At 43.6% G+C, this 14677-nt stretch carries 19 protein-coding genes and 1 other annotated feature; all 19 genes read left to right on the top strand.

The window, feature by feature from the left end; translation table 11 throughout:
• Positions 1-49 precede the first annotated feature (49 nt).
• The 19 genes from nrdR (at position 50) to yjeM (ending at position 14664) form a co-directional block, all read left to right on the top strand.
• Positions 50-517, top strand: coding sequence for a transcriptional regulator NrdR (gene nrdR / locus FD27_RS06910; RefSeq protein WP_057751769.1), 468 nt, complete (start codon positions 50-52; stop codon positions 515-517).
• Between the two features lie 11 nt (positions 518-528).
• On the top strand, positions 529-1899 hold the full coding sequence (locus FD27_RS06905; protein WP_057751766.1) for a DnaD domain protein: 1371 nt from the start codon (positions 529-531) through the stop codon (positions 1897-1899).
• Positions 1896-2837 (top strand): primosomal protein DnaI, encoded by a 942-nt coding sequence (gene dnaI, locus FD27_RS06900; protein ID WP_057751764.1) that lies wholly within the window; start codon positions 1896-1898, stop codon positions 2835-2837. The genes FD27_RS06905 and dnaI overlap by 4 nt, the downstream gene beginning before the upstream one ends.
• Positions 2838-2885: 48 nt before the next feature.
• Positions 2886-3014 (top strand) — a sequence feature (ribosomal protein L20 leader region).
• A gap of 43 nt (positions 3015-3057) precedes the next feature.
• Positions 3058-3570: a translation initiation factor IF-3 gene (infC, locus tag FD27_RS06895; protein ID WP_057751752.1), complete on the top strand. Its 513-nt coding sequence runs from the start codon at positions 3058-3060 to the stop codon at positions 3568-3570.
• Between the two features lie 24 nt (positions 3571-3594).
• Positions 3595-3792 carry a 50S ribosomal protein L35 gene (gene rpmI, locus FD27_RS06890; RefSeq protein ID WP_057751745.1) on the top strand — a complete coding sequence of 66 codons (198 nt, stop codon included), beginning with the start codon at positions 3595-3597 and terminating at the stop codon, positions 3790-3792.
• 41 nt (positions 3793-3833) lie between these two features.
• On the top strand, positions 3834-4187 hold the full coding sequence (gene rplT, locus FD27_RS06885; RefSeq protein ID WP_057751743.1) for a 50S ribosomal protein L20: 354 nt from the start codon (positions 3834-3836) through the stop codon (positions 4185-4187).
• A 119-nt stretch (positions 4188-4306) separates the two neighbouring features.
• Entirely contained in the window at positions 4307-4843 is a 537-nt protein-coding gene (locus FD27_RS06880) for a YqeG family HAD IIIA-type phosphatase (RefSeq protein ID WP_057751741.1), read from the top strand.
• Positions 4830-5957, top strand: coding sequence for a ribosome biogenesis GTPase YqeH (gene yqeH, locus FD27_RS06875; protein WP_057751738.1), 1128 nt, complete (start codon positions 4830-4832; stop codon positions 5955-5957). The genes FD27_RS06880 and yqeH overlap by 14 nt, the downstream gene beginning before the upstream one ends.
• A gap of 10 nt (positions 5958-5967) precedes the next feature.
• A complete protein-coding gene (yhbY, locus tag FD27_RS06870) occupies positions 5968-6279 on the top strand; it encodes a ribosome assembly RNA-binding protein YhbY (RefSeq protein WP_057751735.1) in 312 nt (103 codons plus the stop codon).
• 16 nt (positions 6280-6295) lie between these two features.
• Entirely contained in the window at positions 6296-6940 is a 645-nt protein-coding gene (locus tag FD27_RS06865) for a nicotinate-nucleotide adenylyltransferase (protein ID WP_057751733.1), read from the top strand.
• The gene (gene yqeK, locus FD27_RS06860) at positions 6933-7550 is read left to right on the top strand and encodes a bis(5'-nucleosyl)-tetraphosphatase (symmetrical) YqeK (protein ID WP_057751731.1); all 618 of its coding nucleotides are present in this window, start codon (positions 6933-6935) and stop codon (positions 7548-7550) included. The genes FD27_RS06865 and yqeK overlap by 8 nt, the downstream gene beginning before the upstream one ends.
• Positions 7550-7906: a ribosome silencing factor gene (gene rsfS, locus FD27_RS06855; RefSeq protein ID WP_057751728.1), complete on the top strand. Its 357-nt coding sequence runs from the start codon at positions 7550-7552 to the stop codon at positions 7904-7906. Before yqeK ends, rsfS begins: the two co-directional genes overlap by 1 nt.
• On the top strand, positions 7906-8649 hold the full coding sequence (locus tag FD27_RS08805) for a class I SAM-dependent DNA methyltransferase (RefSeq protein WP_057751726.1): 744 nt from the start codon (positions 7906-7908) through the stop codon (positions 8647-8649). The genes rsfS and FD27_RS08805 overlap by 1 nt, the downstream gene beginning before the upstream one ends.
• Positions 8650-8658: 9 nt before the next feature.
• The gene (locus FD27_RS08800; RefSeq protein WP_057751724.1) at positions 8659-9813 is read left to right on the top strand and encodes a nucleotidyltransferase; all 1155 of its coding nucleotides are present in this window, start codon (positions 8659-8661) and stop codon (positions 9811-9813) included.
• Between the two features lie 61 nt (positions 9814-9874).
• A complete protein-coding gene (locus FD27_RS06840) occupies positions 9875-10429 on the top strand; it encodes a YceD family protein (protein WP_057751721.1) in 555 nt (184 codons plus the stop codon).
• A gap of 56 nt (positions 10430-10485) precedes the next feature.
• On the top strand, positions 10486-10665 hold the full coding sequence (gene rpmF / locus FD27_RS06835; protein WP_057751719.1) for a 50S ribosomal protein L32: 180 nt from the start codon (positions 10486-10488) through the stop codon (positions 10663-10665).
• A 169-nt stretch (positions 10666-10834) separates the two neighbouring features.
• Entirely contained in the window at positions 10835-11521 is a 687-nt protein-coding gene (locus FD27_RS06830; RefSeq protein ID WP_057751716.1) for a response regulator transcription factor, read from the top strand.
• A gap of 9 nt (positions 11522-11530) precedes the next feature.
• Entirely contained in the window at positions 11531-13024 is a 1494-nt protein-coding gene (locus tag FD27_RS06825) for a sensor histidine kinase (protein ID WP_057751714.1), read from the top strand.
• Positions 13025-13173: 149 nt separating this feature from the next.
• On the top strand, positions 13174-14664 hold the full coding sequence (gene yjeM / locus FD27_RS06820) for a glutamate/gamma-aminobutyrate family transporter YjeM (protein ID WP_083482714.1): 1491 nt from the start codon (positions 13174-13176) through the stop codon (positions 14662-14664).
• The last annotated feature ends 13 nt before the right edge of the window (positions 14665-14677 follow it).

The following is a 14677-nucleotide window of genomic DNA, read 5'->3' as shown; positions in this document are numbered from 1 at the left end:
AATATGGTAAAATAAAGTATTAATAGTTTTACTGAAGGAGGTTGTCGTGGTGCGCTGTCCACACTGTCATAAAAATGGTTCGCGGGTGGTTGATTCCCGGCCAAGTGAAGATGGGACCTTTATTAGACGTCGACGGGAATGTGTCCACTGCGGATTTCGCTTTACAACCTTTGAGCGATATGAAGAAACCCCGTTACTGGTCATTAAAAAGGATGGTACCCGGCAGGCATTCAGCCGCCAGAAGATCCTTAATGGTATTGTGCGGTCGGCTGAAAAACGCCCGGTAAGCATGGAGCGACTGACCAAGGTCGCAGATAAAATTGAAAAACAGGTTCGCTCGTTAGGTGAGAATGAAGTTTCCAGTCAGGTGATTGGCAAGTTTGTAATGAACGAACTGAAACAAGTTGATGAAGTGGCATACATTCGCTTTGCCAGTGTCTATCGGCAATTCAAGGATGTTGATGCATTCATGGATGAGCTAGAATCAATGATGAAGGATAATAAAAATAATAAGTAGAGGTGACGACGGTGGAGCAACAGCAACAATTATTTGATCCCGAAGATGGCTTCATCGTTACTGCCGCGGAGGATTGGTCTCATTTTGATAATGAGACCTTTCTGCGCTTTTATCAACCAATTGTGGGTAGCCAAGCTTTTAGCACTTTCTATGGCTTAATGGCTTTTCTTAAGCCCCAGCCCGTATTGGCGGATCGTCAGTTGCAATCATTACTGTTGGCGCAGCTTAATATGGGTCGACAAGATATAACGGAAAGCTTAAAGCGACTTGAAGGCGTAGGGATGGTGCGGACTTTTACCAAGAAAGACAGCATTGGTCGCGTTCAGGTCTATGAACTTCAAGCAACAATGTCGCCAGCTACCTTGATCAATGATGACTTGTTGAGTGTTCTTTTGTTGGAATCCGTAGGCGAGCAAGCATTTGATCGATTGGTGAACTCAGCGTCAAGTTATCAATTGCGTGGTAATCCCCAATTAACGGAAATTAGCCACCGCTTTTTGGACGTCTTTAATATCGATCAGCGATCAGTCACTGCTCCACCGTCCACTCTAGTTACTGCGCGTCAGCAACTGACGACCAAGCAATATCATCCATTGGTGACTAACGATGATGACTTTGATTGGCCAACACTGACGCAACTACTGGCTAACCAGCCGATCACTGAGGATGACTTGACTAACCATCGTGAGTTAATTGAGGTTGAGCATCAATTGTATGGGATCGATGAACCAACAATGGCCCGCTTCTTAATTAAGAGTATTAACTTAGCAGATAATCATATTGATACTAATGCGCTTAAGAAGGCAATTGCACAATCCTATGCGTCAGTGGGTCAGTCCATTGATGATTCCGGTCAAAACCAGTCTTTAGTGAAGGACGGAGGACAACTTAACGCAGACGAACAGCAACTGGTTGCTGCTTGTCGGTACTATGCCCCAGTTGAGTTTCTCCAGCAGTTAAAACGACAGACTGGCGGTTACGTAACCTCTAAGGATCGGTTTGTCTTACAGGGCTTGATTGAAGAAGGCCACCTTTCTAAGGAAGTTGTTAACGTCCTATCATGGTATGTGCTGATATCTCTGGACAATGCTACCCTCCCCAAGGGACTTGTTGATACGATCGCTAATAACTGGATGAAGGCTGGTGTCCAGAACGCTAGCCAAGCTCTTCGACAAATTCAGGCATTTAATAAAAATGGTCAAAAACGGGCCTTCAGTAAGCGTCGACCACGACAAACTGGTAAGCGAGTGGTTAAGGAAAAGATGCCAGAGTGGACCCGAGAGACGGCTAAGAAAACAGAAAAGTCATCCGCACAAGATATTGCAAAACTGCGTGAGCGGATTGCTAAACATAACCAAAGAAAGGGAGATGCTAAGTCATGAAATCACTAAGTAGTGCTATTCAACAGTTGATGAACGGCCAAAACATGCAACCAGCATATCAGCAAATGATGCAAAAAGTGTTTGCTGATCCCACGGTGAAGAATTTCTTGAACCAGCACCAGGATGCCCTTTCTAAAGATGTTATTCAACGCGGTGAAGCCAAGCTGTATGAGTACTATCACGAAACAGAATTGATTCGGAAGGGAACACCAACGGTTGCCCCAGGTTATTCGCCGCAACTGACTATCAATGCGGGCCAGATCGATGTTGTCTACGTCCCAACAAAAAAGCTGATTGAACAGCAACGGCAACAACATATTCAGAACCTGGTTCGCTCAATTAATATGCCGAAGTTTATCCGACATGCTTCGTTTGATAGTTATTATGTTGATGATGCTCATCAAACAAAGAGCCGGAATGAGGCCCTTGATGCCGCCCTTAACTTTGTGGAGCACTATTCACCTAGTCAGTTCCGTCCGGGTCTGTATTTATATGGAAGCTTTGGGGTTGGCAAAACCTACTTGTTAGGGGCCATTGCTAACGAATTAGCCAAGGCCAATGGGATTGCAACGACAATGGTGCACTTCCCAAGCTTTGTCGTTGAAATGCGTAATTCGATTAAACAAAATAATACCGGTGATAAGCTTGAAGTAGTTAAGAAAGCTCCAATCTTAATGCTTGATGATATTGGAGCGGATTCAATGACAACCTGGGCGCGTGATGATATTTTAGGTGTGATCCTGGAATATCGGATGCAGGAAGAATTACCGACCTTCTTCTCTTCTAACTTCTCAATGGATGAATTGGAACATGAGCATTTGGCGGTTAATAATCGCGGTGAAGAAGAACCGGTTAAGGCCAGCCGGATTATGGAACGAATTAAATACTTGTCACGTGAATATGAGATGGTCGGTGCAAATTTACGGGATAAAGGTTAAGTCTTTCTTGACAATTCGAGTGAGATTCGTTATTCTATAAAATGTTGAAAGAAAAAGCAGAAGCACCCGCTTCTCGCCTAGGTGATCAGTGTTGCCGGGCTGACGAGATGAAATAAGAACAAATCTTATTGTTCATTATTGGCGGGGTGCGTATGCACTCCGCTTTTTTTGCTGGATCTTTCGCTATTAAAATTGGAGGTGCGTTGCCATAGCTCAAGATATGATTGTCAATAACGGTATTCGTGCTCGTGAAGTACGGCTAATTGGTCAAGATGGTGAACAATTAGGAATTAAGTCCAAGCGTGAAGCTTTGCAATTAGCTGAAGACGCTAACCTTGATTTAGTGCTGGTTGCCCCAAAGGCACGTCCAGCTGTTGCCCGGATTATGGATTACGGGAAGTACCGTTACGAAATGCAAAAGAAAGAGCGTGAAGCTCGTAAGAAGCAAAAGACTGTGACGGTTAAGGAAATTCGACTTAGTCCATCAATCGATACCAACGACTTTAACGTTAAGTTAAAGCGGGTTCGGAAGTTCATTGAAAAGGGTGATAAGGTTCGTGTATCACTCCGTTTCCGTGGACGTGCGATTACCCACAAGGACCTAGGCCGTGACATGATTGAACGAATGGCCGATGAGACATCAGATATCGCTACTGTTGTTCAACGACCAAAGATGGAAGGGCGGAGTATTTTCTTAACTCTTGCCCCAGCTGCTGATAAAGCAAAGAAATAATTTGAGAAAGTAGGTAATTTTCTTATGCCAAAGATGAAAACTAACCGCGCTGCTGCAAAGCGTTTCAAGCGTACTGCTAAGGGTGGATTCAAGAGTGGTAACTCATTCACTAGTCACCGTTTCCACGGCAAGACTAAGAAGCAACGTCGTCAATTACGTGGCTTGAGCATGATGGACAAGACCAACGTAAAACGTTACAAGAAGTTATTACCATTTAAGTAAACTTCAACTAAGAAAATTAAAATACGTAGGAGGAATTCAACATGCGAGTTAAAGGTGGAACTGTTACGCGCGCACGTCGTAAGCGCATTATGAAGTTAGCAAAGGGTTACCGTGGTTCAAAGCACCGTCTTTTCAAGACTGCTAAGGACCAAGTAATGAAGAGTTATACTTACGCATTCCGTGACCGGAAGGTTAACAAGCGTAAGTTCCGTGAACTCTGGATTGCCCGGATTAACGCTGCTGCACGTATGAATGATATTAGTTACAGCAAGTTAATGCACGGCTTGAAGCTGGCTAACATTGACATCAACCGGAAGATGTTGGCAGACTTAGCTGTTAACGATGCTGATGCATTTAAGGCAATCGTTGCCGAAGCTAAGAAGGCTTTGAACTAAGATTATAATCAAAAAGCAGCGCGCTTGGATTTTACCAAGTGGTCGCTGCTTTTTGATTACTAGCCCTCTCTAGGCATAATCGTTATAATTAATTTGACTATTGAAAAAGAGGTGTCACCTTGTTAGAAGAATTTAAACCAACGTGGATGGTAAAATCAATTTATTCTGTTTTGCCAGAACAACTAAAAGCACAAGGTATCCGGTGTGTTTTTTCTGACCTTGATAATACTTTGATTGCCTGGAATAATCCTAATGGGACGCCTGAACTGCGTCAGTGGATGAAGTCCTTATCTGATGCTGGTATACCCTTGATTGTGATTTCCAACAATAATAAGAGACGAGTTGCTAAAGCCGTTGAGCCACTGGGGTTACCTTTTGTTTCACGTTCATTAAAACCATTAAGTTTTGGTATCACACGGGCACGAAAAAAGCTTGGTCTGAACAAGTACGAAGTTGTGATGGTTGGCGACCAGTTAATGACTGATATGGTTGCTGCCCACCAGGCAGGAGTTCGTTCTATTTTGGTTAAGCCATTGATTCAAACTGACAAGTGGACCACCCAGATGAACCGTTTCTTAGAAAAACGCGTGTGGAAGCTATTACGAAAAGAGTACTCTGATTTGCATTGGCAGGAGGATTTGAATGACAGAAAATAAGCAGTCTAACGATGAATTGCGTTGTATTGGCTGTGGTGCGGTGATCCAATCAACGGATCCTAAGCAGCCTGGCTATACACCTCAGTCGGCTATTGAAAAAGGCCTGGCAAACAATGAACTATATTGTCAACGTTGTTTCCGCCTTCGTCATTACAATGAAATCGCCCCCGTTTCACTGAGCGATGATGAATTTCTCAAGCTGTTAGGGCAGATTCGGGATGCTAATGCTTTAATTGTTTATGTGGTAGACGTCTTTGACTTTAATGGCAGCTTAATTCCGGGCCTCCACCGTTTTGTTGGTGATAATCCAGTATTGTTAGTTGGTAATAAGGAAGATTTATTACCACGGTCATTACGACGCAGTAAGTTAACAGATTGGTTGCGTCAACAAGCTAACATGGCAGGCTTGCGGCCAATCGATACGATTCTGGTGTCAGCAAAGAAGAACCACCAGGTTGACCAGCTGTTGGATACGATTGAACATTACCGTCAACATCGTGATGTCTATGTTGTGGGAGTTACAAATGTTGGTAAGTCCACGCTGATTAATCAAATCATCAAACAACGGACCGGGGTCCAGGAACTTATTACCACGTCGCGGTTCCCTGGAACGACATTAGATAAGATCGAGATCCCTCTTGATGATGGTCATTTATTAGTTGACACTCCAGGGATAATTCATGAACACCAGATGGCGCATGTCCTGCCAGCTAAACAGTTAAAGTACGTGGCACCACAAAAGGAAATTAAGCCGCGTACTTACCAATTAAATGATGGTCAGACCATCTTTATGGGTGGGGTTGCGCGGTTTGATTACCTGAAGGGCTCACGTGCCGGAATGGTTGCGTACTTTGATAATAATCTGCCTCTCCACCGGACTAAATTGGCAAATGCTGATCATTTCTACCAAAAGCACCTGGGAGACCTGCTGACCCCTCCAACCCAGGATGAGGTTGACAGTTTTCCAACGCTTGAACGTCAAGAGTTTCATACTGAAACGAAGAGTGATTTGGTTTTTGAAGGACTTGGTTGGATTACCGTACCCGCTGGTGTTACGGTTGCTGGATGGGTACCTCAGGGTGTTTCAGTGCTGATTCGTCGTGCAATGATTTAGAGGAGACAAAATGGAATTAAGAGGAAAACAAAAACGTTACTTACGAGCTCACGCTAACCATTTGCAGCCCATTTTTGCAGTTGGTAAAGAAGGCCTGACCGACACATGGCTAGCACAGTTAAATGGTGCCTTAAACCGTCGTGAGTTAATTAAGGTTAATATTTTACAAAATGCGGATGTAACCACTGACGAAGTTCGTCACTTTATTGAAAGTCAGACGGATATCCAGGTTGTTCAAGTAATTGGCCGGGTCTTAGTATTATTTAAAGTGGCTGATAATAAAGAACAACGGGAATTATCTGCTAAAGTTAAGAAAATCTAGTCAAGAGGTGGCACTTGTGCAAGGACATCGTGTTTTAACTGGTGTACGGACTCAGCCCGCACCACAGGAGACTAAGTTTAAGCGTGCTAAGCGAGTTGGCATTTACGGCGGGACTTTTAACCCCATCCATAATGCACATCTGTTAATTGCAGAACAGGTTTATGCCAACTTGTGTCTTGATCGTGTCGACTTTATGCCAGACGCCATTCCGCCACATGTAGATCGTAAGGAAGCCGTCGCTGCTGACCTGCGTCTCCAAATGTTGGAACTAGCGATTAAAAATAATCCACATTTTAGAATCGAAAAAGCAGAGTTGAATCGTGGTGGCGTCTCTTATACTTATGACACTATGAAGCAACTGATTGAGCAGCATCCTGACACGGATTATTACTTTATTATCGGTGGGGATATGGTAGATTATTTGCCAACATGGCATCGCATTGATGAATTAGTTCGTCTGCCGCGTTTTCACTTTGTTGCGGTGCGTCGTCAGGGCGCTCAAAATATGACAAAGTATCCAGTGATTTGGATTGATGTCCCCACAGTTGCCTTTAGTTCGACCGATATTCGGCGCCGCGTTCAACAGGGGACGACAATTCGTTACATGGTTCCACAAGCAGTTGCCGATTTTATTAAGGAGCACCAACTATATCATGACTGAAGAAATAATTGAATATTCAAACCACTATATTCCATTAACACGTGACGCTTTGATTGAGCGGTTACAGAATTCATTGCGTCCTAAGCGTTTCCACCATGTTTTGCGGGTGGAACAAACTGCCATTAAACTGGCAAAACGTTACCATGTTGACCTAGAAAAGGCCAGCATTGCGGGATTGTGCCACGACTATGCTAAGCAACGGCCCGATGATGTTTTTATTGCAGAAATTAAGAAGAAACATTTGGATCCCGATTTATTGAATTGGGGCAACGCAATTTGGCATGGGGTAGTTGGTGCAGAGCTACTAAAGGATGAGTGTGGTATTTGGGATGAGGACATTTTGAATGCTGTTCGTCACCATACCACTGGTGCAGTGGTGATGTCACCGTTGGAACAAATCGTTTACATGGCTGACTACATTGAACCAGCACGTGATTTTCCAGGCGTTGATCGTGCTCGTCAGATTACTGATGAAGATCTTGGTGCAGGGGTGGCTTACCAAACGAAACATACTCTTGCTTACTTGATTAAGAATAATAAGCCGGTATATCCTAAGACGATTGAAACCTACAATGCTTGGGTTGCTAAATACGAAGGGAAGATTGATTAATGAATAGTAAAGAATTATTAGAGATGGCTGTCAAAGCTGGCGATGGTCGGCGCGCTGAAGATATTACTGCTTTGCAAGTTGACGAGATTAGCCCGATGGCAGATTACTTTGTCATCATGACCGGTGGATCTGATCGTCAGGTTCAAGCCATTGCTAACGCTATTATTGAAAAGGCCCACGAGAATGGGGTCAACATTGGTAGTGTCGAAGGTAAAAATCATGCCCACTGGGTACTGATTGACTTAGGTGATGTCGTTGTGCATGTCTTCCGAGAAGAAACTCGTCACTTTTACAATTTGGAAAAATTATGGTCAGATGCTCCTATTGTTAACGTCAATCAATGGGTTAACGATTAATGATTTACCAAACCTTTGCCCAACTGTATGACCAGCTATTTGATTCATCAATGTACCAACAGTGGGCGAGATATACCATGGACCGATTACCTCATCTGACAGCGCTCCGTTGCCTGGATTTAGCAGGTGGCGCAGGTCGATTAGCTGTTTTGTTGGCCAAACGCGGCTTAGCGGTGACGGTGGCAGACTTGTCAGCAGATATGCTAGCGTTAGCTTCCCAACATGCTAGTGCTGAGCAGGTCGACATCCACTTAGTGCAAGCAGACATGCGTGATTTATCGGCTTTACCAACATATGAATTAGTAACTTGTTATGCTGATTCTTTTAACTACTTAACTAGTTTTGAAGATCTACAGACTGCATTTAACCAGGTTGCTGCCCACCTGACCCCTGATGGCAAATTTCTTTTTGATATGATTTCTTTATACCAAACGGACACCGTTTATCCGGGTTACATGTATAACTATGCCCAACCTGATGGTAAAGAATACTTTATGTGGTCATCATATCAAAATGATGACGTTGATCATGGGGTCATCCATGAACTGACTTTTTTCCATCAGCAGGCTGATCAAACATACCACCGGATCGAAGAGACACACTTTGAGCAGGGGTATTCACTGAATCAAATTCGGCAAGCCCTGGTTAAGGCTGGTTTTAGTCAAATTGTCGTTTCTGCCAATTTTGGTCAGCGAGCAGTCCAAGAAGATAGTCGTCGGTGGTTCTTTGAATGTTCTAAATAGGGGAATTAGATGAAAGCAGTTGGCTTAATAACTGAATATAATCCTTTCCACAATGGGCATATTTACCACCTGCGAAAGGCTCGTGAAATTACTGGTGCTAATGTGGTAGTGGTTGTGATGAGTGGCAATTTTACTCAACGCGGTGAACCTACAATTCTCAATAAATGGCAACGGACGCAGGCTGCTCTGGAGAATGGGGCTGACTTAGTCATTGAATTACCAACTTTCATGGCTGTTCAACCAGCTCATCGTTTTGCTGACGGTGCAATCCGGCTGTTGGCAGCTTTGCAGGTGCCTTCGATTGTGTTTGGCGCTGAGCATCCTGACTGGGATTTTGACCAATTTGTTCAAGCAGAAGCTCACTTTATGAAAGATGGCTTTGCCCGCTATAATGCCACGTTTGCGACGCAATTTAATCAAGAATTAAAACAGGCGACGGGTCATACCTTGACTGAGCCCAACGATATTTTAGCGTTTGCCTATCATAAGGCAATCGTTAAACAAAGAGTTGGAATTAAGCCGGTTGCGATTGCTCGTCAGGGTAGTCAGTATCATGATCAATCAATTACGGGGACAATTGCATCAGCCAGTGCCATTCGTCAGGCAGTCTTGGGCGGTCGTCCCGTCGATCAGGTTGTTCCCAAGCAGACGGCTAATGACTTATCTCATCTTGATTCAATCCCTGATTGGCAGATCTTATATCCCTTGTTAAGAAACTACTTAATCCAAGCACCAATTGGGGAATTGCAAACAATTTACCAGATGACAGAAGGCCTAGAACACCGAATGAAACGGGCAGCTCAGCAATCACTGACGTTTAACCAATTTATTCGCCAGTTGAAAACGAAACGCTACACCTATTCGCATTTACTACGGTTATGTTTTTATACTGTGATGCAGATGCGTGAAGATCAGGTGCAGATGCATCTGCAACAACCGTATTTGCGCATCTTGGGTTTTTCCAATGATGGACGGCAGTACCTCCATACAATTAAGAAGCGCGTGAGTTTACCGTTGATTACTAAATGCGGGCAAGCTGAACGTGACCACTTATTAAACTTGGATTATCGAGCGGGAAAATTGTACCAGCTATTTACGCCCTACGAACAGGATTTAAAGCGGGCTCCCGTTATGATTAGCGGATCTGGGACTGTCAAGGAATAGACATTGACAAGCAACTAGGGCGCTAGTATAATGGTGCTTGTTGCATTAGGAGGTTGAAATCATGAAGTGGACCTTATCAGAGTTACATCGCTATTCTAGCGAACCGTTACACATCAACGATACCCTTGATTTAAATGATCTCCTGACGAAGTCATTTCCTGATGTGATTTTAGCCGTTCAACCAGTAAAGGTTGATGGCTACGTGACGTATGACCAGGGGGATGCAACTGTTGCTACCCATGTGAAAACAACAGTGACTGTTCCTTCGAGTCGTTCTTTAACACCCGTTCAATTACCATTAGATTTTGAATTTTCAGAAACCTACATTGATGATCCTAGTCACCGTGACCGGTATGAAGATGATGAAGTTGTCTTTTTAATTCACAGTGGCGATACGATCAACTTTAATCAGGCGGTTGCTGAAAACATCATTGAACAAATTCCGTTACGGGTGCTTTCTGAAGATGAACGGCAAGGTAAACCAATGCCTACCGGGAAAGGCTGGCAAGTGATCTCTGAGGATGACTATCAAGCCAAGAAGCAGAAAGATAAATCAGTTGATCCACGTCTCGCGAAGTTGAAAAAACTATTTCCTGATCAGGATGAAAATAAGTAGCGGACGGTTAAAAAATAACCTTTGTGGATGAAAAATAATTTTAGGAGGTGTCAAACATGGCTGTTCCAGCACGGAAGACTTCAAAGACTCGTAAGCGCATGCGTCGTGGACACATTAAGTTGACTGTCCCTGGCCTTGCACCTTGCCCAAACTGCGGTGAACTCCGTAAGTCACACATGGTATGCCCTAACTGTGGTTACTATGACGGCAAGCAAGTTGTCGACACTAAGAACTAATATTAAAAGAAAAGACCTCTTTCTAGGCGCCGGACCTGAAGTGGTCTTTTTATTTTGCCATTTTAAGGCCGAGAATGGCGATAAATACTGGGGTTTATGAGAAAATTGTGATAAAATTACTGTGTTTTATTAATGTACGTAAATACGAAATAATAGCGCAGGTGAAATTATGAGTCGAATTTTAATTATTGAAGATGAAGAAAATTTAGCAAAATTTGTTGAAATGGAGCTCAAACACGAAGGCTACGATACAGATGTCGAATTAGATGGTCGGGCTGGACTGCAGGCCGCTTTAAACGAAGACTTTGATTTGATTCTGTTGGACTTAATGTTGCCAGAATTAAATGGGATTGAAGTTGCCCGGCGGGTTCGTGAACTGAAGAGTACACCAATCATTATTATGACTGCGCGTGATTCAGTTATTGACCGGGTTTCCGGCTTTGACCATGGTGCTGACGATTATATTGTTAAGCCATTTGCCATTGAAGAATTACTTGCGCGGGTCCGGGCACTATTACGGCGGATCAGTATTGAAGATGGCCATAATAAGGAACATCAAACAACTGTTAAGTACAAGGATCTCACGATTGAGAAGGAAAATCGGGTTGTCCGTCGTGGTGACGATGTCATCAACTTGACGAAGCGTGAATACGAATTGTTGCTGATCTTAATGGAGAACATCAACGTCGTTATGTCACGGAAAGACCTCCTGAGTAAAGTCTGGGGATACGATTCCAAGGTTGAAACTAACGTGGTTGATGTTTACATTCGTTATTTGCGGAACAAGATTGACCGGCCAGGCGAAAAGAGTTATATCCAAACTGTTCGTGGTACCGGTTATGTGATTCGTTCCTAAGGCAGCATCATGACAGATCAAGAAAATGGCAAACGCTTCTTTTCATTAAAGCTGAAGTGGGCGCTGGGGACATCAATTGGTTCTTTTATCATTTTTAGTATTGTGGTAATGGCGATGTTTTCCGCCTTTACACAAAACCTGTTGAGTTCAGAACGGCGATTGATCAACACTGGAATGGATAATATTAGTCGTCAATTGTCGAATACCGACATGGTGCTGACGAAGCAACGAATTAGTAATATTATCAATCCGCCATCTCAGGGTGATTTTAACGATGGTGTGGATTTTAAACGGCCAATTATCCAGGAACTGTCTGACAATCACCTGATCGTGAACGTTTATACTCCTAAACACCAGCTGGTCTTCAGTACTGGTAAGCGGTTGGTTAAACCGACTTTTACTAATCAACGGTCGGTAAAGATGACTGAGGGGCCAAAGCATAAAATCATTGCTGGCCTGATGCCAATTTATTCACGTCATAATCACCACTTATTAATTGGTTACCTGCAGGTTGAAAATGACTTGAATGCCTACATGGCTAGTTATCATCAGATCCAGCTCGTCTGTTTCTTCGCAATGTGCTTGGTTATCCTTGCCAGTGGGCTATTGGGATACTTCTTGTCAATGTTCCTCTTGCGCCCACTGGGTGACATTCATGATACCGTCAAGGCCATCAGTAAGGATCCCACCAAGAATATCCGTGTTCCGAAGGTTGAACGGTGCGACGAGTTAGCTGAACTGACCGATATGTTCAATGAAATGTTAGACCGGATGCAACGCTATATTGACCAGCAAACACAATTTGTAGGTGATGTCAGTCATGAGCTGCGGACGCCAGTGGCGATTATCCAGGGTCACCTGGAGATGCTCCAGCGTTGGGGAAAGGATGACCCTAAAGTCTTGGATGAGTCCCTTAATGCGGCGTTGGTAGAAACTAAACGGATGAAGAACTTGGTTCAAGAAATGCTGGATTTAAGTCGGGCTGGGCAGGTGGACCTCAACTTTCGAAATGAACAAACGGTTGTTAATGACGTGGTTCACCAAGTTTATAACAACTTTAAGATGCTCTATCCTGAATTTACTTTCACGCTCGATGATGATTTGCATTCAGCAATCACAGCTAATATTTATCGTGACCACTTGGAACAAGTGCTCGTTATTCTTTGTGATAACGCTGTGAAGTATTCTACCGACCGGAAGGAAGTCCACATGTCCCTTTCACGGGGTATGAATACTGTTGAAATCGGTATTCAGGACTTTGGAGAAGGGATTTCTCCGGAAAATGTTCAACGAGTCTTTGATCGCTTCTACCGGGTTGATAAAGCCCGCAGTCGTAAAAAGGGTGGTAATGGGTTAGGACTGTCCATTGCCAAACGACTTATTGAAGGTTATCATGGCTCAATTACCCTAGAAAGCTCTCTGGGTGCCGGATCACTTTTCCGCATTATTTTGCCAATTGTGAAGACTGCTCCTAAAAATCAGTCTGATAAGTCAATTAAATAAGGTCATTAATCACGGTACTGATCATTGCGTCAGCACCGTGATTTTTTAGTACAGAACGTTAACTTATTAACAAATTCCCCCAACAACGTTGCAAAAACGGTATAATGAAAACGGATACGTTATTTTTATTAAGTAATTGGGGGATTAAAATAATGGCATCAGAAAAGAAAAAGTTGATCACCACACCAACATTGGTGCTGATGATTATTTCAACCATCTATGGTTTTGGTAATGTATCCATTGCCTATGCTCAGATGGCTTATGCAGGGATGTTCTGGTATATTCTTGCTGGATTGTGTTTCTTCTTCCCTTCGTGTCTAATGATGGCTGAATATGGTTCAGCCTTTAAGGACGCGCATGGGGGAATCTATTCTTGGCTTGCTGGCTCAACGACCGAAAAGATTGCCTTCATTGGGACCTTTATTTGGTTAGCATCCTGGGTCTTGTGGATCGTTTCTTCTGCATCGCGGCTATGGATTACTCTTTCAGCTTTACTGTTTGGTCATGATACGACGCAGAAGTGGCATCTATTAGGCCTTGGGTCAAACCAATTAATTGGTGTCTTGGCCATTCTCTTCGTCTTAGCGGTTACCTGGCTAAGTGCCCGGGGAATTAATGGAATTACTAAAATCAGTTCCCTGGGTGGGTCCTTGATGATCGGTATGAACGCTATTTTTATCTTGGCCAGTTTAGTGGTCATCATCGCCAATAAAGGTGTACCAGCACAACCAATTCATGGGATTTCTTCCTTCTTTGAATCACCAAACCCATCGTTTAAAACGCCGATTGCGGTGATCTCCTTCGTTGTTTACGCAATCTTTGCGTACGCTGGGGTAGAAAACCTTGGTGGGGTGACAGATAGTATGAAAGATCCTGAGCATACCTTCCCACGAGGCCTGACCATTGGGGCTATCTTAACCGTGGGTTCTTATGTTCTGATGATTGTGATGACGGGTTTCTCTGTCAATTACAACCATATAATTGCCCGTCCTGACGTGAACCTGGGTAACGTAACTTACGTGGTGTTTAACCGTTTGGGTTATATGCTTGGTCTTTCATTAGGATTAAGTCATGGGACAAACCTCTTCCTGGGTGCCTTATTTACCCGATTGATTGCTCTATCTGGATTGATGGGGATGTTAGGGGCCATGTTTGTCCTGGTTTACACGCCAGTTAAATCTTTTATCATGGGTTCTAATCCAAAGTTATGGCCAACCCGGATCACTCAGTTGAATTCCGCAGATATGCCAGCCAATGCAATGTGGATTCAGGCTGCCTTGGTTTGCATCATTATTTTTCTTGTGGCTTTTTGTGGTTCTGCGGCGGCACGCTTCTATCAGATTTTGACTGATATGGTTAACGTTTCTACTTGTGCACCATACATTTTCCTGATTGGTGCCTTTCCGGCCTTCCAGCGGAAGAACGTTCCCCATGACTTTGTCGTCTTTAAGAACCTCTTCTGGACACGGGTCCTCGTTTGGTTTGTGGAAATCATTGTTTGCTTGGGAATTATCTTTACTTGTGTCCAACCAATCATTGACCATGACTTTCAAACCGCCTTCTGGACCGCCTTTGGGCCAATATTCTTCGGCGCCGTTGCTTGGATTTTCTACAACCATGCTATAAAGCATAATAATTAACATAGATAAAAAA

The organism is Limosilactobacillus frumenti DSM 13145, assembly GCF_001436045.1.
Taxonomy (GTDB): domain Bacteria; phylum Bacillota; class Bacilli; order Lactobacillales; family Lactobacillaceae; genus Limosilactobacillus; species Limosilactobacillus frumenti.
This window is presented reverse-complemented; position numbering and strand designations above follow the sequence as displayed.

What these genes read in the sequence shown, in the direction of transcription:
- infC (WP_057751752.1), top strand. Translation starts at nt 3,058, where the DNA reads ATGATTGTCAATAACGGTATTCGTGCTCGTGAAGTACGGCTAATTGGT.
- rplT (WP_057751743.1), top strand. Translation starts at nt 3,834, where the DNA reads ATGCGAGTTAAAGGTGGAACTGTTACGCGCGCACGTCGTAAGCGCATT.
- FD27_RS06825 (WP_057751714.1), top strand. Translation starts at nt 11,531, where the DNA reads ATGACAGATCAAGAAAATGGCAAACGCTTCTTTTCATTAAAGCTGAAG.
- yqeK (WP_057751731.1), top strand. Translation starts at nt 6,933, where the DNA reads ATGACTGAAGAAATAATTGAATATTCAAACCACTATATTCCATTAACA.
- FD27_RS06830 (WP_057751716.1), top strand. Translation starts at nt 10,835, where the DNA reads ATGAGTCGAATTTTAATTATTGAAGATGAAGAAAATTTAGCAAAATTT.
- yhbY (WP_057751735.1), top strand. Translation starts at nt 5,968, where the DNA reads ATGGAATTAAGAGGAAAACAAAAACGTTACTTACGAGCTCACGCTAAC.
- rpmF (WP_057751719.1), top strand. Translation starts at nt 10,486, where the DNA reads ATGGCTGTTCCAGCACGGAAGACTTCAAAGACTCGTAAGCGCATGCGT.
- FD27_RS06840 (WP_057751721.1), top strand. Translation starts at nt 9,875, where the DNA reads ATGAAGTGGACCTTATCAGAGTTACATCGCTATTCTAGCGAACCGTTA.
- FD27_RS08800 (WP_057751724.1), top strand. Translation starts at nt 8,659, where the DNA reads ATGAAAGCAGTTGGCTTAATAACTGAATATAATCCTTTCCACAATGGG.
- dnaI (WP_057751764.1), top strand. Translation starts at nt 1,896, where the DNA reads ATGAAATCACTAAGTAGTGCTATTCAACAGTTGATGAACGGCCAAAAC.
- rsfS (WP_057751728.1), top strand. Translation starts at nt 7,550, where the DNA reads ATGAATAGTAAAGAATTATTAGAGATGGCTGTCAAAGCTGGCGATGGT.
- FD27_RS08805 (WP_057751726.1), top strand. Translation starts at nt 7,906, where the DNA reads ATGATTTACCAAACCTTTGCCCAACTGTATGACCAGCTATTTGATTCA.
- rpmI (WP_057751745.1), top strand. Translation starts at nt 3,595, where the DNA reads ATGCCAAAGATGAAAACTAACCGCGCTGCTGCAAAGCGTTTCAAGCGT.
- yqeH (WP_057751738.1), top strand. Translation starts at nt 4,830, where the DNA reads ATGACAGAAAATAAGCAGTCTAACGATGAATTGCGTTGTATTGGCTGT.